Origin of the sequence: Polaribacter sp. R77954, from assembly GCF_044595335.1 — a bacterium.
GTDB lineage: Bacteria > Bacteroidota > Bacteroidia > Flavobacteriales > Flavobacteriaceae > Polaribacter.
Genome location: NZ_CP138992.1, coordinates 291,482 through 310,794 on the forward strand (window position 1 = coordinate 291,482; position 19,313 = coordinate 310,794).

Annotated in this window: 21 protein-coding genes; 13 read left to right on the forward strand and 8 right to left on the reverse strand. The window is 30.9% G+C overall.

What is annotated here, in order from left to right; all coding sequences use genetic code 11:
* Positions 1–111: 111 nt before the first annotated feature.
* Positions 112–1,773 carry a SulP family inorganic anion transporter gene (locus tag SJY27_RS01220; protein WP_397446426.1) on the reverse strand — a complete coding sequence of 554 codons (1,662 nt, stop codon included), beginning with the start codon at positions 1,771–1,773 and terminating at the stop codon, positions 112–114.
* 49 nt (positions 1,774–1,822) lie between these two features.
* Positions 1,823–2,419: an NUDIX hydrolase gene (locus SJY27_RS01225; RefSeq protein WP_397446427.1), complete on the reverse strand. Its 597-nt coding sequence runs from the start codon at positions 2,417–2,419 to the stop codon at positions 1,823–1,825.
* Between the two features lie 7 nt (positions 2,420–2,426).
* On the opposite strand from SJY27_RS01225, the gene pyrE reads away from it, so the two are divergent.
* The gene (gene pyrE, locus SJY27_RS01230; RefSeq protein ID WP_397446428.1) at positions 2,427–3,068 is read left to right on the forward strand and encodes an orotate phosphoribosyltransferase; all 642 of its coding nucleotides are present in this window, start codon (positions 2,427–2,429) and stop codon (positions 3,066–3,068) included.
* A gap of 12 nt (positions 3,069–3,080) precedes the next feature.
* On the forward strand, positions 3,081–3,470 hold the full coding sequence (locus tag SJY27_RS01235; RefSeq protein ID WP_397446429.1) for an SRPBCC family protein: 390 nt from the start codon (positions 3,081–3,083) through the stop codon (positions 3,468–3,470).
* Here the strand turns inward: SJY27_RS01235 and SJY27_RS01240 are convergent.
* Positions 3,467–4,198, reverse strand: a complete 732-nt coding sequence (locus SJY27_RS01240; protein WP_397446430.1) for a biotin--[acetyl-CoA-carboxylase] ligase — start codon at positions 4,196–4,198, stop codon at positions 3,467–3,469. The two genes, SJY27_RS01235 and SJY27_RS01240, sit on opposite strands and share 4 nt — an antisense overlap.
* 88 nt (positions 4,199–4,286) lie before the next feature.
* On the opposite strand from SJY27_RS01240, the gene rsfS reads away from it, so the two are divergent.
* The 7 genes from rsfS to SJY27_RS01275 are packed head-to-tail and all read left to right on the forward strand — an operon-like array spanning position 4,287 to position 9,611.
* Positions 4,287–4,655, forward strand: a complete 369-nt coding sequence (gene rsfS, locus SJY27_RS01245) for a ribosome silencing factor (RefSeq protein WP_397446431.1) — start codon at positions 4,287–4,289, stop codon at positions 4,653–4,655.
* A gap of 18 nt (positions 4,656–4,673) precedes the next feature.
* Complete coding sequence (ftsH, locus tag SJY27_RS01250; RefSeq protein WP_397446432.1) at positions 4,674–6,650, forward strand: ATP-dependent zinc metalloprotease FtsH; 1,977 nt, start codon at positions 4,674–4,676, stop codon at positions 6,648–6,650.
* A gap of 6 nt (positions 6,651–6,656) precedes the next feature.
* A complete protein-coding gene (locus SJY27_RS01255; protein WP_397446433.1) occupies positions 6,657–7,241 on the forward strand; it encodes an LUD domain-containing protein in 585 nt (194 codons plus the stop codon).
* A 1-nt stretch (position 7,242) separates the two neighbouring features.
* Entirely contained in the window at positions 7,243–8,037 is a 795-nt protein-coding gene (locus tag SJY27_RS01260) for a phosphatidate cytidylyltransferase (protein WP_397446434.1), read from the forward strand.
* Between the two features lie 2 nt (positions 8,038–8,039).
* Positions 8,040–8,696: a phosphatidylserine decarboxylase family protein gene (locus tag SJY27_RS01265; RefSeq protein ID WP_397446435.1), complete on the forward strand. Its 657-nt coding sequence runs from the start codon at positions 8,040–8,042 to the stop codon at positions 8,694–8,696.
* Positions 8,683–8,961, forward strand: a complete 279-nt coding sequence (locus tag SJY27_RS01270; protein ID WP_397446436.1) for an acyl-CoA-binding protein — start codon at positions 8,683–8,685, stop codon at positions 8,959–8,961. The genes SJY27_RS01265 and SJY27_RS01270 overlap by 14 nt, the downstream gene beginning before the upstream one ends.
* An 11-nt stretch (positions 8,962–8,972) precedes the next feature.
* Positions 8,973–9,611, forward strand: a complete 639-nt coding sequence (locus SJY27_RS01275) for a YceI family protein (protein ID WP_397446437.1) — start codon at positions 8,973–8,975, stop codon at positions 9,609–9,611.
* Between the two features lie 4 nt (positions 9,612–9,615).
* Here the strand turns inward: SJY27_RS01275 and SJY27_RS01280 are convergent, their stop codons facing one another.
* Positions 9,616–10,491: a TIGR01777 family oxidoreductase gene (locus tag SJY27_RS01280; protein ID WP_397446438.1), complete on the reverse strand. Its 876-nt coding sequence runs from the start codon at positions 10,489–10,491 to the stop codon at positions 9,616–9,618.
* 101 nt (positions 10,492–10,592) lie between these two features.
* On the opposite strand from SJY27_RS01280, the gene SJY27_RS01285 reads away from it, so the two are divergent.
* Both SJY27_RS01285 and SJY27_RS01290 read left to right on the forward strand, forming a co-directional pair.
* Positions 10,593–11,717 (forward strand): VWA domain-containing protein, encoded by a 1,125-nt coding sequence (locus tag SJY27_RS01285; RefSeq protein ID WP_397446439.1) that lies wholly within the window; start codon positions 10,593–10,595, stop codon positions 11,715–11,717.
* A gap of 170 nt (positions 11,718–11,887) precedes the next feature.
* Entirely contained in the window at positions 11,888–13,339 is a 1,452-nt protein-coding gene (locus SJY27_RS01290) for a magnesium chelatase (protein WP_397446440.1), read from the forward strand.
* A 130-nt stretch (positions 13,340–13,469) separates the two neighbouring features.
* Here SJY27_RS01290 and SJY27_RS01295 read toward each other — a convergent pair whose 3' ends face one another.
* The 4 genes from SJY27_RS01295 to SJY27_RS01310 all read right to left on the reverse strand — a co-directional run bounded on the left by SJY27_RS01295 (position 13,470) and on the right by SJY27_RS01310 (position 17,239).
* The gene (locus SJY27_RS01295; protein ID WP_397446441.1) at positions 13,470–13,925 is read right to left on the reverse strand and encodes a GNAT family N-acetyltransferase; all 456 of its coding nucleotides are present in this window, start codon (positions 13,923–13,925) and stop codon (positions 13,470–13,472) included.
* Positions 13,926–13,928: 3 nt separating this feature from the next.
* Positions 13,929–15,107, reverse strand: a complete 1,179-nt coding sequence (locus tag SJY27_RS01300) for a DUF4105 domain-containing protein (RefSeq protein ID WP_397446442.1) — start codon at positions 15,105–15,107, stop codon at positions 13,929–13,931.
* Between the two features lie 5 nt (positions 15,108–15,112).
* Positions 15,113–16,183 (reverse strand): PorV/PorQ family protein, encoded by a 1,071-nt coding sequence (locus tag SJY27_RS01305; RefSeq protein ID WP_397446443.1) that lies wholly within the window; start codon positions 16,181–16,183, stop codon positions 15,113–15,115.
* A gap of 75 nt (positions 16,184–16,258) precedes the next feature.
* On the reverse strand, positions 16,259–17,239 hold the full coding sequence (locus tag SJY27_RS01310) for a YheT family hydrolase (RefSeq protein WP_397446444.1): 981 nt from the start codon (positions 17,237–17,239) through the stop codon (positions 16,259–16,261).
* 100 nt (positions 17,240–17,339) lie between these two features.
* Between SJY27_RS01310 and SJY27_RS01315 the strand changes: the two genes are divergently transcribed.
* Both SJY27_RS01315 and SJY27_RS01320 read left to right on the forward strand, forming a co-directional pair.
* The gene (locus SJY27_RS01315) at positions 17,340–18,092 is read left to right on the forward strand and encodes a CDP-alcohol phosphatidyltransferase family protein (RefSeq protein WP_397446445.1); all 753 of its coding nucleotides are present in this window, start codon (positions 17,340–17,342) and stop codon (positions 18,090–18,092) included.
* A gap of 5 nt (positions 18,093–18,097) precedes the next feature.
* A complete protein-coding gene (locus SJY27_RS01320) occupies positions 18,098–19,312 on the forward strand; it encodes an ATP-binding protein (protein ID WP_397446446.1) in 1,215 nt (404 codons plus the stop codon).
* Position 19,313 lies beyond the last annotated feature (1 nt).

Genomic DNA, 19,313 nt, shown 5'->3' on the forward strand with positions numbered 1-19,313 from the left:
TCTAATCGCATCGTTATATAAAATCTTAAAAAAGATTTAGAATTTGTATCTTTATTATTGGTGAAAAAAAGCTAGTAAAGTAACTTATTTTTTGAAATAAATAATTTCTCCCTAAAACTTATACTCTCCCAAAGGTTTAGGAAATTTCTCAGGATTCGCAGCCAAGTGATAACGTGGGTCATCAATATCTTCTTCAATAATATCGTTAAAAATTGGGCTAGCTTTATAGAGTAGAATTTTGCAATCCTCACTCAAATGCTTTAAGGTAATTTTTTTGTTAGCAGCTTGGTATTTTTCTACCAAAGCAGATATAGCTTCAATAGCAGAATGATCAGAGACACGTGCTTCTACAAAATCAATTTCAATAGTATCCGGATCATTTTTTACATCAAACTTGTCATTAAAAGCAGCAATACTCCCAAAAAACAAAGGACCCCAAATTTCGTAAACTTTTGTACCATCTTCTTTAAAACGTTTTCTAGCTCTAATTTTTTTTGCGTTTTCCCAAGCAAAAACCAAAGCAGAAATAATAACCCCAGTAAACACAGCTACAGCTAAATCAACAAAAACAGTAACAGTAGAAACTACAATCAACACAAAAGCATCCGATTTAGGAATTTTCTTTAAAATTCTAAAACTAGACCAAGCAAAAGTTTCTATTACCATCATAAACATTACGCCCACCAAAGCAGAAATCGGCACCATTTCTATATATTTATCTGTAAACAGAATAAATATCAATAAGGTTACAGCCATCATTACACCAGATAATCGTCCTCTACCACCAGCGTTGATATTAATTACAGTTTGGCCAATCATTCCACAACCACCTGTACCCCCAAACAAACCAGAAATTATATTTCCAGAACCTTGGGCAATACATTCTTTATTTCCATTTCCTCTAGTCTCTGTCAATTCATCAACCAAATTCATGGTCATTAAAGTTTCTATCAAACCAACAGAAGCCGCTAAAAAGGCAGGCAAAGCAATAAATTGTAGGGTATCTAAATTGAAAGGAAGGTTTTGCCAAAGTTCTAAATTTGGTGTTGGAAACTCACCTTTTAAACCAGTTCCACCACCTTCTATAATATAAGAACCTACTGTAGAAACATCAATATTAAAACCAATAACAATAAATGTTGTCGTTAAAATAGCGGTTAAAGCTGCAGGTAATTTTTTGGTAATTTTTGGCAGCAACCACATAATCCCCATAGTTAATAAAACCAAACCGAGCATGGTATAGAGCTCTGTACCTTCCATAAAAGTACTTACATAAGTATTTACACCTTCTGCAGAAACTGCTAAAGATTTATGCGAAAACATTTTTACTTGCGCTATAAAAATTACGATAGATAACCCGTTTACAAATCCCATCATTACAGAATGCGGAATTAATCTCACAAATCTTCCAAGTTTAAAAACCCCTGCAAAAATTTGAATAATTCCCATTAAAACCACACAGGCCATTAAATAAAAGAACCCCATATTTTCTATAGGTTGGTCTAACAACATGCCTTTGGTATGGCCTTCTGCAATCATGTTTACAAAAATTACAGCCACAGCACCAGCAGCACCAGAAATTAAGCCAGGTCTACCACCAAAAATAGCAGTAATTAAACCAATGATAAATGCCCCAGAAAGTGCCATTAAAGGATCTATTTGAGCCACAAAAGCAAAAGCAACTACTTCAGGAATCATGGCTAAAGAAACTGTAATGCCCGCTAAAACATCATCTTTGGCATTGGGTGTAATTTTTTTAAAAAAGGTAGTCATTAGGTATTAGAAATTTAAGTGGGCAAAGATAGAATGTTTTTTGAGAAAACTAGGCTTCTTTGTAAGTATCATATACCAATTTAATGTTTGCGTATGTATTTTGCAAAGCAATATGTGTTTCTTGCTCATTTTTAAAGCAAACTTCGGTAATACCTTCTTCTAATTGGGGGCTTAAAGCTTTGTTGTAATCTGAAGTCATTAAAAACCAATGGGTTTCTTTTAGTTTTAATCCTTTTTGATTATAGATGTGATAGGTGGTTAATAGTTTTTTACCTAACTTTAGGTTAAAAATACTGCATTCTTCTTCCACTTCTCGAATCGCTGCAGTTGTTATAGATTCTCCTTTTTCTATTTTTCCTTTAGGCAAATCCCAAACACCATTTCTATAAATAAATAATATTTCTTTTTTTGCATTGTGTACTAAGCCACCAGCAGCAGGGATAACCTCTAAATTTTGCGTAAAACTTGCCCAATCTTTCTCTAAATCAGTAGAGTTAAGTACAATTCCTTTTAAGGTATCATGCTTTAATTTGTGCAGTATTTCCTCAAACAGAAGTTTTTTAAAAGGGTAAACAGCATATTTATTTTCATTTTTCGATGAAGATGTGATGATAATTGGTTTATCATTTACAAAAACTTTATACATTTGTCTTATGATTATGAACAAAGATACTGCAAAAAAAACAGCTGAACTTTTATTACAAATAAAAGCTATTAAACTGAATCCGAATAAGCCTTTTCAGTGGGCTTCTGGATGGAAATCGCCTATTTATTGCGACAATAGAATTACATTGTCTTACCCACCCGTTCGCGTTTTTTTGAAAGAAGAAATTGCCAAAATTGCTGAATTAGAGTATGGCAAGCCAGATGTAATTGCGGGTGTAGCTACAGGCGCCATAGCTATTGGGGTTTTAGTGGCTCAAGAATTAGGGGTGCCTTTTGTTTATGTAAGGCCAGAGCCTAAAAAACATGGTAGAAAAAACCAAATTGAAGGGCATTTAGAAAGCGGACAAAATGTAGTGGTTATTGAAGATTTAATTAGCACAGGCAATAGCAGTTTAAATGCAGTGGCTGCTTTAAAAGAAGCTGGTGCAGTTGTAAAAGGTATGGTGGCTATTTTTTCGTACGGATTTGATGTGGCCACAGATAATTTTAAACAAAAAAACATTAGTTTAGCAACGTTAAGTAATTACGAAAACTTGTTAGAACAAGCGTTAGATAGTAGTTATATTTCTGAAAAAGAATTACTTACCTTACAAGAGTGGAGAGCAAACCCAAGTGAGTGGAATCAATAAAATGCATTTATAATGAATATACAAGGCAATAGAGTAGTGGTAGAAAAATCTCAAAAAGAAACCTTTGAGTTTTTATCAGATTTAAAAAACTTTGAGCAATTAATGCCAGCATCTATTCAAAAATTTGAGGTTGATGGAGATTCATTTATCTTCGGATTAAAAGGAATGCCCGAAATTAGATTGGTTTTAAAAGAAAAAACAGCTTACTCAAACGTAACTTTAGGGGCAGCAAGTAGTAAACTAGATTTTCAGTTGGTGGCTGATATTCAAGAAATAGACGAAGAATCATCAGAAGTGCAACTTGATTTTAATGGAAAGTTTAATGCCATGATGGCAATGATGGTAAAAAAACCATTAACTAGTTTTATTGAAACTTTAACCGATAATTTAGAAACTGTTTAAGCCAAAGAAACCTCTTTAATTCCGAATTCTTTAACGGTTTCATTTTCTAACTCAATTAAAAGATTTCCTAAAGAAGAAATTCCGATAATTTTACCCATAAACAAATGTGCCTGACTATCTTTAAACATAGTTGGGCTATTTTTTTTATAGAGTACATTTAAATAATTAGTTTCTAATGGCAGATAGGCATTGTTGTGTAAAAGTGCTATTCGTTTTTTTAGGCAACCGAGTAAATCTTCTAATAAAACCTCAAGATTATAATCTTTGTTGGTTAGTAATTTTAATGAAGAGGCATGTTTTAAAAAAGTAGGAAATACAACTTGATTTACATTTAAGCCAATACCAATTATTGAAGATTGAATTTGGTTGTTTCTAATTGCGTTTTCTATTAAAATGCCACATATTTTTTGATTTACTGACATAATGTCGTTTGGCCATTTAATGCGTAAACCGTTTATTTTTAAATTAGAAAGTAGGTCAAAAACAGCCAAACTAACCGCAAAATTCAAGTATTTTTGATCGCTTATTTTTAACTTTAAATCAGCAATAAACACACTCAGTGTAAGGTTTTTATTGGGTTCAGAAACCCAAGTATTGGTTTGTTGGCCTCGGCCTTTTGTCTGTTCATTAGCAGTAACCACAGTATAATTTTCTATCTTAGAATTCTTAGATAATTCTTTTAAAAAAGAACTTGTAGAATCAATGGCATTAAGTTTGATTATTTTCAAGTGTTAAATATTGTGTAAAGTAGTTCAAAATTACGTAAAAAACTCGCAAAAAAACAATAACTTTGCACGCAAATTAGAGAATACGTTAATGACAAAAAAGCAAGTAAGCACAGACGAATTAATCGCTGTAATTATTAAAGGAATTGATGATGTTAAAGGAGAAGATATTCAACTCCTAGATTTACGAGAAATAGAAAATACAGTCTGTGATTATTTTATCATCTGCTCAGGTACTTCTAATACACAAGTAAATGCAATTTCAGGTTCCGTTCAAAAAGTAGTAAGTAAGGAAATTAAAGATAAACCTTGGCACATAGAAGGGCAAACCAACTCTGAATGGGTTTTAATGGACTACGTAAATGTGGTAGTACATATTTTCCAAAAGCATGTTAGAGATTTTTATGATATAGAAAGCCTTTGGGGTGATGCAAAAATCACCGAAATTAATCCTGTTTAACCTATTGATTTATAACACATGAGTGATTCAAATAAAGATAATAAAACCAATTTACCAAAATTTAAATTCAATGCTTATTGGATTTATGGAGCCATTTTAATTGCAATTATTGCTGTTCAGTTTTTTAGCAGTGGCGATTTGGCATCAAAAAGTATTTCTAAAAATAAATTCGACGAAATTTTAAAAGATAATGACATTAAAGAAATTGTCATCTTAAATAAGGACATTGCGCAAATTTATTTAACGCAAGATGCCTTAAAAAAATCGAAACATAAAAAATTCACGGGCTCAACGTTTTACAGACCCGGTTCTGCAGTGTATGAATACAATTTTGGCGATTTAAGAACTTTTGAACAAAGTGTAATTGAGGCAAAAGAGCAAAATGAGCTTATTGTAGATATTGATAATAGAGAAAGAACTAGCATTTTTGATGCAATTCTTGGTTTTTTACCTTTTATTATTTTAATAGCAATTTGGTTATTTTTTATGAGAAGAATGTCTGGAGCAGGAGGTGGTTCTGGTGCAGGAGGGCAAATATTTAGTATTGGTAAATCTAAAGCAAAATTATTTGATAAGGATACTAAAGTAAAAACAACGTTTGAAAATGTTGCAGGTTTAGAAGGCGCCAAAGAAGAAGTACAAGAAATTGTAGATTTCTTAAAAAGTCCAGAAAAATATACCTCATTAGGGGGTAAAATTCCAAAAGGTGCTTTATTAGTAGGCCCTCCAGGAACAGGTAAAACCTTATTAGCAAAAGCTGTTGCTGGAGAAGCAGGAGTACCATTTTTCTCTTTATCAGGTTCAGATTTTGTAGAAATGTTTGTAGGGGTTGGTGCCTCTAGAGTACGTGATTTATTTAAGCAAGCAGCACAAAAATCACCATCTATCATTTTTATTGATGAGATTGATGCCATTGGTAGAGCGCGTGGAAAAAACAGTATGACAGGGGGTAATGATGAAAGAGAAAATACCTTAAACCAATTATTAACAGAAATGGATGGTTTTGGTACAGATACAAATGTTATTGTAATTGCTGCAACAAACCGAGCAGATGTTTTAGACAAAGCTTTAATGCGTGCAGGACGTTTTGATCGTCAGATTTATGTTGATTTGCCAGACATTAGAGAAAGACAAGAAATTTTTGAAGTACATATAAAACCGTTAAAAATTGCAGATGATGTTAATGTGGAGTTCTTAGCGCAGCAAACACCAGGTTTTTCTGGCGCAGATATTGCAAATATGTGTAATGAAGCTGCTTTAATTGCAGCTAGAACAAGTAAAAAATCAATTCATCACCAAGACTTTTTAGATGCTGTTGATAGAATTGTTGGTGGTTTAGAAAAGAAAAAGAAAGTAATTACACCTAAAGAAAAAGAAGTAATTGCGTTTCATGAAGCAGGTCATGCTACTGTAAGTTGGATGTTAGAGCATGCTGCACCTTTAGTAAAAGTAACTATTGTACCTAGAGGACAATCTTTAGGCGCAGCTTGGTATTTACCAGCAGAACGTTTAATTGTGCAAACAGAGCAAATGTTAGATGAAATGTGTGCTACTTTAGGAGGTAGAGCTGCAGAAAAAATTATTTTTAATAAGATTTCTACAGGAGCATTAAGCGATTTAGAGAAAGTAACCAAACAAGCAAGAGCTATGGTTACAGTTTATGGTTTAAATGACGAAGTAGGTAATATTACTTATTATGATTCTTCAGGAAATGATGCCTTTGTAAAACCTTATAGTGAAGAAACAGGGAAGAAAATTGATAAAGAAATTTCTAAAATGATAGAAATTCAATATCAACGTGCCATACAATTACTTTCTGATAATAAAGAAAAATTAACTGTTTTAGCAGAGTTGTTATTAGAAAAAGAGGTGATTTTTAAAGACGATTTAATGAAGATTTTTGGAAAAAGACCTTTTGAATCTGAAGTAATAGAAGAGGCTAAAGTTGTTAAAGAAGAAGACATTCCATCAGTAGACAATGTTTCTGAAGAATAGTTTTAAATGAATTTTTTAAAAAAACTTTTTAACATACCCACAAAAGAAGATGAATACATTCAAAAGCAAGAAGTAAATTTATCTCTTGATGATCTTTTTGTGCATAATTTTGTAGAAAAAGGAGGGAAGTTCTTGTATTGTGAAAACGATGAAGAAGTTATTCTAAACCTAAATAAAATAATTGTTGAGAACAATTGGAAAGAGATTTATGTATTAGATCATAATCTGAATCTACTATTCAATCCAAACCAAGTTAAATCTGTAGATAACTATACAGATGAAACACCAATTTTTACCAATTGTGAGCATTTAATTGCAGATAAAGGTGATATTATGTTTTCGTCTAATCAATTACAAAGTACTTGTTTAAAAGAATTTCCTAACAATTTTATTGTGTTGGCTACTACAAGTCAATTGGTTAAAGATACAGGTCAAGGTTTAACAGGTATTAAAACAAATAGTAAAAATAGTTTGCCTACAAACATCTCTTCAATTAAAAATTATAGTATTGATAAAAATGATGATAATTTTTTAAACTACGGAAACAATAACTCAAAAAACTTATATTTGCTGCTCTTAGAAGATTTATAATATGCGCAACCTTCTTAAAAGAAGTTTTTCAGGAATTGTTTACATCTTAATTTTTATTTCTGCGATACTATATGCTAAAGAATCTTATGTCGTTCTAATAACAATATTTGGGTTTTTATGTATTTGGGAGTTTGCTAATATGGCCGATTTAAAAAATTATGCAGCCTATATCTTTTTTCCATTTTTGTTGTTTTTATTGATGAAAAGGCAAGAAAGCTCTGCAACAACTATTGTATTGGCTATTAATATACTTTCGTCTTTATCTTTATTGTATCAGCTTTTTACTAATGCAGAGATTAAACTATTAAATCAAAGATCTAAATTAGGCGTTGCTATTCGATATGTAATTTTTTCAATGTGTTTTTTAATTTTATTGCCCTTTTATCAAGGTGGTTTTCATCCGTATTTAATGATTAGTATTTTGTCTATTATATGGGTAAATGATTCTTTCGCTTTTTTAGTAGGAAAAAACTTTGGAAAAAATAAATTATTTCCTTCAGTTTCACCCAAAAAAACCATTGAAGGACTTTTAGGAGGACTAATTTTTTCTTTATTAGCAGGTTTGTTTATCAGTAAATATAATACAGACTTTTCGCTTTTAAACTGGTTGGTAATTGCTGTTATCGTATCTATAGTAGGTACTTTAGGAGATTTGGTGGAATCTAAATTTAAGCGTCAAGCCAACATAAAAGATAGCGGAAATATTATGCCAGGACATGGTGGTATTTTAGACAGGTTAGATAGTTTGTTGTTTGCTGCACCCTTTGTATATTTGTATATAAACTTTATTATTTAATTATGATTCGATTTCATAAAGAAGGCTACAAAATTATAGCAATTACCTTGATTATAGTTTTAGCACTAATTTTATTAGCAGAAAAGCTTATAGATATTATTTGGTTGGTTAAAACCATTCAAATAGTAGCTATTGCACTTTTAGTTATTGTACTACAATTCTTTAGAAATCCTAAAAGGGTAACTGCTTTAAATGATGCTAGCATTATAGCACCTGTAGATGGCAAAGTAGTGGTTATAGAAGAGGTAGAAGAACCTGAATATTTCAAAGATAAAAGAATACAGGTTTCTATTTTTATGTCGCCCATAAATGTACATGTTACAAGATATGCTATGAGTGGTTCTATTAAATACAGTAAATACCATCCAGGAAAGTATTTGGTAGCTTGGCATCCAAAAGCATCTACCGAAAACGAAAGAACAACGGTTGTTATTAAAAATAAAACCGTTGGCGAGATTTTATATAGACAAATTGCAGGTGCTTTAGCCAAACGAATTGTCAACTACGCAAAAGTAGGTGATACAGTAGTTCAAGGTACAGATGCAGGTTTTATAAAATTTGGTTCTAGGGTTGATGTGTATTTGCCATTAGGTACAGATATTAAAGTAAATTTAGGAGATAAAGTTAAAGGTGGTGTCCAAGTTATTGCAGAAAAATAGTGATGATTTCAATAATTTAGATGAAAAGTTTAAAGTTACCTTTAACAAAATATCTGAATTAAGAAAAGCAGTAGCACCAGATGTTATGCTTAAGTTGTATGCGTATTACAAACAAGCGAGTTATGGAAATAATTTTTCATTTAATAGTAATTTAGATGTAAGAAGTGCATTTAAGTTAAATGCTTGGATACAGCTCAATGGCATGTCTGCAGATGATGCCAAAAAAGAATACATAAAATTAGCAAACACAATTTTAAAACAATAAAAACAAAACTCATGAAAAAACGAAGTATCATTACATTATTATTTATAGCAGCTGCATTTAATTTTACAGCTTGTAAATCTGAAGCAAAAAAAGAGGTTGTTAAAGAAACACCAGTAAAAGAGGAAGTTAAAAAAAGTACAGCTCCGTTTGCGGTTTTAAACGCTCAAAACGATATTAATTTTACCGCTTACAAAACCACAGAAAAAATTGGTGTTGGTGGTGCATTTAAAAAAATAGACGTTCTTTCTGGAGGAGAAGGAAACTCTGTTAAAGAAGCTATTAACAATACCGAATTTTCGATACCAGTAAGTAGCTTAGCAACTAAAGATTCTAGTAGAGATTATAAAATTAGAAAGTTTTTCTTTGGTGTTATGGACAGTACTAAATTGTTGTCGGGTAAATTAATGTTGAATGACGATACCAATGGAACTGCAAAAATAACCATGAACGGACAAACTAAAGATGTACCATTTACCTACACTATTGTAGACAAAACTTTTAATATGAAAGCAACTATAGATGTAAATAATTGGAATGCAGGCGCAGCATTAGCTTCTTTAAACAAAGTTTGTGAAGCTTTACATACAGGTGGAGATGGAATATCTAAAACTTGGAGCGAAGTTGCATTGAATATCACTTCAACTTTTTAATCTATCATAAGTTATTTAATGCTTTTTTAAGCGTTTTAAATCGAAAAGAATACCCATTCTTTTCGATTTTTTTTGCCGAAATTCTACTGCCTTCTAACAGAATTATAGCCATATCTCCAAAAAGTAGTTTTAGCATAAAACTTGGTACAGGAATACCTACGTAAGGCCTATTAATGCTTTTTGCTAAAATTTTAGAGAATGATTTACTTGTGTGGTGTTCTGTAGAAACCGCGTTAAAAATACCTGTAAAGTCATCATCAATTGCTTTAAGGTACATTTCGCACAAATCATCAATATGTATCCAAGGCATATATTGTTTACCAGAGCCTAAAGGCGATACAATAGGTGTTCGCATTTTTTCTAAAGCCCCTCCATTTTTAGACAAAACAACTCCAGTTCTTAAAATAGTAACAGGTACATCTAATTTTTTAAATTGATGTGCAGCATTTTCCCATTGTACACAAACTTCGCCTAAAAAATCATCACCAGGTTTATCAGTTTCTGTAAAAATTGTGTCGCGAGTAACTGCTCCATAGTAACCACTTCCAGAGGCAGAAATAAAGCCTTTTAAATTTATTTTTAGTGCCTTAACTTTTTCATAAAGTAAATTTGCAGTGGCCACTCTACTATCAATAATTATTTTTTTTCTTTTTTCAGACCAACGTTCATCAGCAATACCTGCGCCTGCTAAATGAATAATATAGGCAACATTATCAAACGCTTTTTCATCAATATAATTTTTAGAAACATCCCACTTAAATGCATTACTATTTTTAGGGTTTCTACTTAAAATAACCACCTCATGATTTTTATCAATCAAAAGTTTAGTAAGTTTAGATCCTACCAAACCTGTACCTCCTGTAATTAGAATTTTTGCCATATTTCAAAGATAAACGTTTTATAAATCGACCTTATCTTAGAATATACTAAAGCAATGTTAATTTTTATAAACTCACCTTTTAAAGCCGTATTTTTATACTAATGAAAAACAATAAGAAAAGAAAAGGGTTTATTTTTAAAACCTATGAAGCCAAAAATCAATCTCCTTTTGAGAAACTTTTTGAAATTTTTAAAGAGTTAATTACGCATACTTCTGGAGATTTTGATGAAGCCATAGACTGGCTACGTTCTTTGGATAAAGAATATAACCTTACCACTGCTGAATATACGATTGATGATTTTGTAGAAGATTTAAAAAAGAAAGGGTACATTAAAGAAGAAATTGATGCTGACGGAATTGGGGGTACTAAAATTACGCCAAAAACAGAAAGAGCCATTCGTCAACAAGCTTTAAACCAGATTTTCGGCAAAATTAAAAGAACAGGTTCAGGGAATCATAAAAGCAAATCTCCTGGAGTAGGTGATGAGCATACAGGCGATTTTAGAGCCTATCAGTTTGGGGATAATTTGGATAAAGTTTCGATGACAGAAAGCATTAGAAATGCTCAAATTAACAATGGAATTGGTGATTTTACGCTGTCTGAAAACGACTTGGTAGTTGAAGAAACCTTGCACAAAAGCCAAATGAGTACGGTTTTGATGATTGATATCAGCCACTCTATGATTTTGTATGGCGAAGATAGAATTACACCTGCTAAAAAAGTAGCCATGGCTTTGGCTGAGTTAATTACTACGCGTTACCCAAAAGATACGCTAGACATTTTGGTTTTTGGTAATGATGCTTGGACCATCAAAATTAAAGATTTGCCCTATTTACAAGTTGGGCCTTATCATACAAATACGGTTGCTGGTTTAAACTTGGCAATGGATTTGTTACGCAGAAAGAAAAACACGAATAAACAAATTTTTATGATTACTGATGGTAAACCAAGTTGTTTACGAATGCCTGATGGACAATATTATAAAAACAGTAATGGATTGGATAAATATATTGTAAATAAATGTTATGGAATGGCGCAACAAGCTAGAAAATTACACATTCCAATTACTACTTTTATGATTGCTCAAGACCCTTATTTAATGCAATTTGTAAGAGCATTTACGCAAGCCAATCAAGGTAAAGCATTTTATACAGGCTTAAAAGGTTTGGGTGAAATGATTTTTGAGGATTATGAAACGAATAGAAAGAAGAGGGTTAGAGGGTAGAAATCCCATCTGCCTTTCAGGCATCTTCCCAAAGGGAAGAAATGAGCAAGTTTAAGTTTGATAAAATAATATTTAGTAATAAAATAATAAAGATAGTTAATAATAATAGCCCAAGTTCCCTTTCCTTTGGAAAGGGTTAGGGATAGGATAAAGAGTTAGAGAAAGGCATTATGAACATAAAAACACTAGGAGAATTAAAAAAATCAGGATATCAGTCAAAGTCGATTAAAGACGAATTGCGTGAAAACTTAATCAGTAAAATGATGAGTAAAGAAACGGTTTTTAAAGGTGTTCACGGATATGAAAATACAGTTATTCCTGAGTTAGAACGAGCAATTTTAAGTAAACACAACATCAATTTATTAGGTTTACGAGGGCAAGCAAAAACACGTTTGGCAAGATTGATGGTAAATTTATTGGATGAATATATACCTGTTGTAGAAGGATCAGAAATAAATGATGATCCACTCAATCCAATATCTAGATTTGCTATTGAAACCATTAAAGAAAAAGGAGATGATACTCCTATTTTTTGGTTACACAGAGAAGAGCGTTTTGCAGAAAAATTGGCAACACCAGATGTAACTGTAGCCGACATTATTGGTGATGTTGACCCCATAAAAGCAGCCAATTTAAAATTGAGTTATGCTGATGATAGAGTGATACATTATGGAATGATTCCAAGAGCAAACAGATGTATTTTTGTAATTAATGAATTGCCAGATTTACAAGCACGAATTCAAGTAGCTTTGTTTAATATTTTGCAAGAAGGAGATATTCAAATACGCGGATTTAAATTACGATTGCCTTTAGATATGCAGTTTGTATTTACTGCAAATCCAGAAGATTATACCAATCGTGGAAGTATTGTAACGCCTTTAAAAGACAGAATTGGTTCGCAGATTTTAACGCATTATCCTAGCGATATTGAAACTGCTAAAATAATAACCCAACAAGAAGCAAAAAATATTCAGAAAGAATTTATACAAGTGCCTGAATTGGCAAAAGACTTGTTAGAACAAATTGTTTTTGAAGCTAGAGAAAGCGAGTATATTGATGCAAAAAGTGGTGTTAGTGCGCGACTAAGTATTTCTGCTTTTGAAAATTTATTAAGCACTGCAGAAAGACGCGCCTTATTATCTGGTGATGATCAAACTATGATTCGTTTGAGTGATTTTGATGGAATTATTCCTGCAATTACAGGAAAAGTAGAGCTGGTTTATGAAGGCGAACAAGAAGGGGCACAAGTAGTTGCCGAAAATTTAATTAAAAAAGCAATAAAGTCGTTATTCCCAACCTATTTTCCAGAAATTAAAAAATTAGAAAAGCAAAGTGATGAATCTCCTTATGATGAAATTGTGTCTTGGTTTTTTAATGCAGATGATGACTTTGAATTGTTAGAAGATTTTACTGATGCTGAATATAAAAATGAATTAGACAAAATAGCACCCTTAGAAAAATTTTTACAGGAACACCAACCCAATATGAATACAGAGGATGCTTACTTTGTGAAAGAATTTTTATTATGGGGCATGGTTGAGTTTAAAAAATTAAGCAAATTCAGGTTTGCAGAAGGCACACAATTTAAAGATCCTTATGGCAATTTTATAAGCGGTTTGTAAAACTTACAAGTAAAAAGGCTATCATAAAAGCAATCTAATGTTTTTAGATAGCCTTTTTGTAAATAAATAGTACGCATAAAAATTATGAATCTAAAATAATACCTTTATTAACAATCTTTTTTTAGTTGATTTAAAGTTGTAATAACATTTTTATATCAGAGCGTTCGTAGTGCGAATCTTTTTCTAATTCAATTTCTTTAAAACCAACTTTTTTATACAGCTGTATTGCAGATGCTAAGCTTCTATGAGAATATAAGGTAATACTGTTCCAGCCTTTTTCTTTTGCAAAATCAATACAAAAATCCATTAATTTTTGACCAATTTTTAAACCCTGATATTGGGGAGCTACAGCCATTTTACTCAGCTCAAAAAAAGTTTCTTGGTTAATGAAAGAAACAACACCCACAATTTGATCTTTAAATTTAGCAAAAAAGATAAATCCACCTGGTGCAATAACATATTTTTTTGGGTTGCTTAACACTTTTTCATCATAAGGTTCAACATAAAAATATTTCTTTAACCATGCTACATTTAAATCATAAAAGTATGGTGCGTATTGATCTTCAAAAGGAATAATTTCTAACATTGTTTACGTTATTGCATTCAGTTTTAGTGATAGAAAAAGGTATCTTACACCAAATAAAATTAACAAAGGTATTGTTGCAATAGGAAAAGATTGTACACCAAATACCCATAAAATTGGGATTAACAATATCAATCCACCTAAAAATTGAATGTAAGCACTTACCCATTTTTTTTCAACTTTTTTCAACATTAAAAAAGCTATAAAAATGTTGGGGGCAAACGCCCATAAAAAGTTAAAATTATTTGGTGTTGTAGAATGATTGGTAAAAAACCATAAAAAAACAATTAAAACACCTATAATTCCTGAGATCAAAAGAAGAAGAAAATCCAATAATTTGGTTCTTTTTTTCTTTTTAAAATCTTTATAAGTGATAAAAATACCTAGTAAAGCAATTAAACTAAAAATTAGCATTGGATTTAAAAAAAGTATGTTTTGTTCTAACTCTTTAAAGTCAAGTAAAATATCTTCTCTTTTAACCAATTTTTCAGGTTGATTGTCTAAATAAACGGTACTTTCTTTAAAAATAGTATATACATAATCAGGCAAATACATATAATCTTTAATAAGGGCTACTTGATCAAGTTTGTTACCCAAGGCCAAATTTATACCAAAGCTTCCCCAAGTATTCCAAGGGATTTCTTTATCCATCAATTGTCTAAATGAGCATTCTTTTTCAATGTTATCATCTCTAAAACTAAGTTGATTGCCCAAAATAGCTTTTGTGATGTCTCTTAGTTTTGTAGCACAATTGTTAAAATACGGATCGTAAAAATAGGTGGCATTTTTGGGTAAAGCATTTGTTTCTAAATATCTAAAAAAAGCTTGTTTTTGTTTTTGATTCAGATTCAATACTTGTTGTTTTACCCAACGTTTGTCTCTTTTATAGCTGGCCAAAAAATACTTAAAATCGTATCTGGCTAATTTATAAAGTAGTTTTCCTTTGGTAAAATTGCCGTAAAAATTGGGCGCATTAAAGTCAAACATTCCATAATTATAAATCAAATCTACTTGTAAAACAGGATCTTTAATTCTAATCGCAGAATGCCCAAAGGCTTCATACAATTCTGTACCAGGACCAGCAGTAACAATACTTACTTCTGCAGTAGTAGAAAGTTGAACTTGTGCTTGTAAAGGTTTTATCAATACTAAAAAAAAGAGAAAAAAAAGAACACTGTTTTTCATACACATTAGGGTCTAAAGAAACTGTAATCAAAAGTAACCGAAAAAATATTAGAAAATAGGGCATTACCCACACTACCAATATTGGTTAAAGCATAATCAACTTGAATGCCTTTGTAATTGAAACCCACTCCAAAATTAGGCTGAATTGATAAAGATTTTCCATCATCAAATTGAGTAATGTATTGAAAATTACCAACCCCTAAACGCAAATACACCAACCTGTCATAATCTAACTGGAAACCCAATGCAGGGTCTATACTACCTACTTTAGACGAAAAAATATCGTTAGTCTGTTCAAAACGTACATTCAAATCAACTTCAGACATTAAATTAAAATAACGGCTAATTCTAAACTCTTTGGCAATACCTAATTGTAATTTTGGTTTTGTAAGTTCTGTAGTTTCTGGTAACTCTTGATTTTGACCAGGAATTGCGTTTCTAATTTTCTCAAACTCATCTTCATTAATTGCCCAACTATTAAACGTTGTGGTAATGTCTCTAGCCATTATTCCAAATTTCCAATCGTTTCTTTCAAATTGAATCCCAACATCAAAACCAAATCCCCAAGAAGTAGCAAATTCGCCTATAATTCTACGCACTATTTTGGCATTTACACCAAATTTTACATCCTTAAATATTAAATTTCTAGCATAAGCAATATTAAAAGCATAATCTGCAGCAGAAAACAAACTAATTCTGTTAAAATCTATATTTCCTTCACTATCAATTAACTCTGTAGTGTTTAAAATATCATCTACACCAAAACGAATTACAGAAATTCCTAAAGCACTTTGATTGTCAATAGGCATAGCAAAAGCAGCGTGATTGTAATTGGCAATACCTGCAAAATAAGAGGCGTGCATTAAAGAACCTTGTACGTCTTCTATACCCACTAAACCAGCAGGATTCCAATACGTTGCATTTACATTGTTGGCTGTGGCTACAACAGCTTTGCTCATTCCTAAAGCAGCAGCATCAACCCCAATATTTAAAAATTCGTTAGAATAATTTCTAAACACTTGAGCATTTAAAAAGAGCGGAAATAGGAAAAGAAATGATAAAATTCTGTACTTCAAAAGCGGAATAATTTACGTGTAACAAATATCTTAAAACCTACTAAAATAACTGTAGTTTTTAATAGATATTGTTTATTAAAAATCAATCTGAATACTTTCTTTGATAAAACGAGAAATTCGATGTTCTAACCATCTATTTTCTTCTGGTTTAAAAGAAGACATAAACCCACAATGACCTCCATATTTTGTTTCTTCAAAAAAGAAAAAATCTGAGTTTTCTGCTTCTTTATAAGGATAACATTCTTTTGATAGAAAAGTATCATCTTTTGCATTTACTAATAAAGTTGGTCTTTTTATTTTTGATAAAAAAGGTTTAGAGCTTGCTTTTTCCCAATAATCTTCTGGGCTTTCAAACCCAAAAACAGGTGCAGTATAAATCTTTTCTAGGTGTCTAAATTTTGTGGCCTTAAATAATTTGTCTTTATCTAAATTGTATGTTGGAAATTTATGAGCTTTTTCTAAAATTTTGTTTTTCATTGTTTTAAAAAACATTTCCATATACAATTTGTTCTTTATTTTGTCCATTTCTAATTCTGCAGAACCAATATCTATAGGTACAGATGCTGCAATTCCTCCTTTTACAATTGGTGAAATATGGGCACTTTGTTCGCCTAAATATTTTAAGGTTAAATTACCACCCAAACTAAACCCTACAATAACAATACTGTTGTAGTTATAGTGGTTTAAAAGATAATTAACCACAAAATCTACATCTTCTGTTTTTCCACTATGGTAGGTAGTTAAAAGTAAATTATCTTCACCACTACAACCTCTTAAATTAAAACAAACAGTATCTACACCTAAGCTGTTTAAATGGTTGGTATTAGATGCCATATATTTAGATTCCGAACTTCCTTCTAAACCATGAATTAATAAAACAAGTGTTTTAGAGCCAACAAAAGAAAAATCTAAATCAATAAAGTCATGATCCCAAGTCGTAATTCTTTTTCTTGTATAGTTTGCTGTATCCTTCATAAAAAGTGGTCTATACATGGTATTAAAATGACCATTTCTAAAAGGAATTGTTGGCAAAAAATTAGACTCAAATAGTGGCATAATTATAAAATATTGAACACAAATATGATAAAAAAAATTACAATATGGAAAACTAGACAAGTTGGATTGCTTATTTTTGTCGTTAAAACTATCTAAAGAAATGAATTTTGTAAAACAAATCCCTAACCTCTTAACACTTGGTAATCTTTTATGTGGATCAATAGCAGCAATTTTAGCAGTTCAAGCAGATTTTATAGGCGCAGCATTGTTTGTTGTAATAGGTATAATACTCGATTTTTTTGATGGGTTTGCTGCACGTTTGTTAAATGTAGCAGGTGAGTTAGGAAAACAACTCGATTCTTTGGCAGATATGGTTACAAGTGGTCTTGTGCCAGGTATTATTATGGTTAAATTAATGCAAATAAACCTTTTTAATAAAGCAGAATTTGTAGAAAATAATACGATTGATGGTGTTTTTGATAATACAGTTTTAGGCTATTCATTAATTGGATTAATAATAACGTTAGGCGCTTGTTATAGATTAGGAAAGTTTAATTTAGATACTAGACAGACTGATTTTTTTATAGGTTTGCCAACGCCAGCAATGAGTTTATTTGTGGTTTCTTTACCTTTAATACAAGCAAATACAGATTTTGTTTTTGTACAGAGTTTAATTGGTAATAATTACTTTTTAATTGCACTAACTTGGATTTTAAGTTTCTTAATGAATGCTGAAATTAACTTATTTTCTTTAAAACTTAAAGATTACAGTTTTAAAAAAAATTGGCTAATTTATTTGTTTTTAACGTTTTCTTTAGTGTTAATTTTGTTAATAAATTACTTAGCTATTCCAATAATTATTATCTTTTACGTGGTTTTATCAACAGTAAAAAATTTAACCCCCAAAATTTAATAATAATGAAGCCAGCTGATCTGCCTAAAAATGAAGATGAAAGGTTAAGCGCCTTAAAAGAATATAAAATTCTTGATACATTACCAGAAGAAGAATATGATGCAATTACCAAAATTGCTTCTGGTATTTGTAATACTCCAATAGCATTAATTTCTTTAGTTGATAAAGAAAGACAGTGGTTTAAGTCTAACCATGGTTTGGCAGCCAAACAAACTCATAGAGAATTGGCATTTTGCGCACATAGTATTTTACAACCAGATGATTTATTTATTGTTAATGATGCTACAAAAGACGATCGCTTTCATGATAACCCATTAACTACAGGTAACCCTAATGTTATTTTTTATGCAGGGGCACCTTTAAACACTTCAGAGGGGCATGCAATAGGCACCTTATGTGTTATTGATAATAAACCTAAAAAACTAACCAAAACGCAACAAGAAGCTTTAAAATTATTAGCCAAACAAACTGTTAGTTTGTTAGAATTGCGTAAAAGAAACCAAGAGCTTAATAAAGTTAATGACAAGGTTACAAAACTTAATGAACAACTTAACAATTTTGCTTATAGGTTAACGCACGATTTAAAATCGCCAGTAAGTGGTGTTAATTTTTTGGTTGAAGTTTTAAAAGAAGATTACAAATCTTTATTTGAAAAAACTGGAGCAGAAGAATACATTAGCCTTATTTCTGGCAGAATGAGTTATATGAGTACTTTAATTGATGAAATTTTAGAGTACACAAAAGTAAATACAGAACATATTGTTTATGAAGATTTTAATTTAAAAACACTTTTAGATAGTATCATTAAAAATATTGATTTTGAAGATAAGATATTTTTATATTCTAACAATCTTGATATCAACATTAGAAGTTCTAAAATTGGTTTTGTACAAGTTTTTCAAAATCTTATCTCAAATTCTAGGAAGTTTTGTGATGAAGATAAAGTAAAACTTGAGGTCGAGTTTTCTAAAGATGAGACACATTATTATTTTATTTATAAAGATAATGGACCAGGTATTAAAGAAGAATATTGGAAAAAAGTATTCAATATGTTTGAGACTTTAGAAAATACCAATAATGAAAATACAGGTATTGGTTTAGCCACAGTACAATCAATCATTAAACGTTTAGGAGGTATTGTTTATACTAAAAATAGAGATGATCTTAAAAAAGGCGCTAGTTTTCATTTTTCTGTAGCTATTAATGAAATGAATGAATAAA

What these genes read in the sequence shown, in the direction of transcription:
- SJY27_RS01235 (WP_397446429.1), top strand. Translation starts at nt 3,081, where the DNA reads ATGAATATACAAGGCAATAGAGTAGTGGTAGAAAAATCTCAAAAAGAA.
- SJY27_RS01300 (WP_397446442.1), bottom strand. Translation starts at nt 15,107, where the DNA reads ATGAAAAACAGTGTTCTTTTTTTTCTCTTTTTTTTAGTATTGATAAAA.
- ftsH (WP_397446432.1), top strand. Translation starts at nt 4,674, where the DNA reads ATGAGTGATTCAAATAAAGATAATAAAACCAATTTACCAAAATTTAAA.
- rsfS (WP_397446431.1), top strand. Translation starts at nt 4,287, where the DNA reads ATGACAAAAAAGCAAGTAAGCACAGACGAATTAATCGCTGTAATTATT.
- SJY27_RS01280 (WP_397446438.1), bottom strand. Translation starts at nt 10,491, where the DNA reads ATGGCAAAAATTCTAATTACAGGAGGTACAGGTTTGGTAGGATCTAAA.
- pyrE (WP_397446428.1), top strand. Translation starts at nt 2,427, where the DNA reads ATGATTATGAACAAAGATACTGCAAAAAAAACAGCTGAACTTTTATTA.
- SJY27_RS01310 (WP_397446444.1), bottom strand. Translation starts at nt 17,239, where the DNA reads ATGCCACTATTTGAGTCTAATTTTTTGCCAACAATTCCTTTTAGAAAT.
- SJY27_RS01275 (WP_397446437.1), top strand. Translation starts at nt 8,973, where the DNA reads ATGAAAAAACGAAGTATCATTACATTATTATTTATAGCAGCTGCATTT.
- SJY27_RS01220 (WP_397446426.1), bottom strand. Translation starts at nt 1,773, where the DNA reads ATGACTACCTTTTTTAAAAAAATTACACCCAATGCCAAAGATGATGTT.
- SJY27_RS01265 (WP_397446435.1), top strand. Translation starts at nt 8,040, where the DNA reads ATGATTCGATTTCATAAAGAAGGCTACAAAATTATAGCAATTACCTTG.
- SJY27_RS01225 (WP_397446427.1), bottom strand. Translation starts at nt 2,419, where the DNA reads ATGTATAAAGTTTTTGTAAATGATAAACCAATTATCATCACATCTTCA.
- SJY27_RS01255 (WP_397446433.1), top strand. Translation starts at nt 6,657, where the DNA reads ATGAATTTTTTAAAAAAACTTTTTAACATACCCACAAAAGAAGATGAA.
- SJY27_RS01285 (WP_397446439.1), top strand. Translation starts at nt 10,593, where the DNA reads ATGAAAAACAATAAGAAAAGAAAAGGGTTTATTTTTAAAACCTATGAA.
- SJY27_RS01320 (WP_397446446.1), top strand. Translation starts at nt 18,098, where the DNA reads ATGAAGCCAGCTGATCTGCCTAAAAATGAAGATGAAAGGTTAAGCGCC.
- SJY27_RS01295 (WP_397446441.1), bottom strand. Translation starts at nt 13,925, where the DNA reads ATGTTAGAAATTATTCCTTTTGAAGATCAATACGCACCATACTTTTAT.
- SJY27_RS01315 (WP_397446445.1), top strand. Translation starts at nt 17,340, where the DNA reads ATGAATTTTGTAAAACAAATCCCTAACCTCTTAACACTTGGTAATCTT.
- SJY27_RS01260 (WP_397446434.1), top strand. Translation starts at nt 7,243, where the DNA reads ATGCGCAACCTTCTTAAAAGAAGTTTTTCAGGAATTGTTTACATCTTA.
- SJY27_RS01290 (WP_397446440.1), top strand. Translation starts at nt 11,888, where the DNA reads ATGAACATAAAAACACTAGGAGAATTAAAAAAATCAGGATATCAGTCA.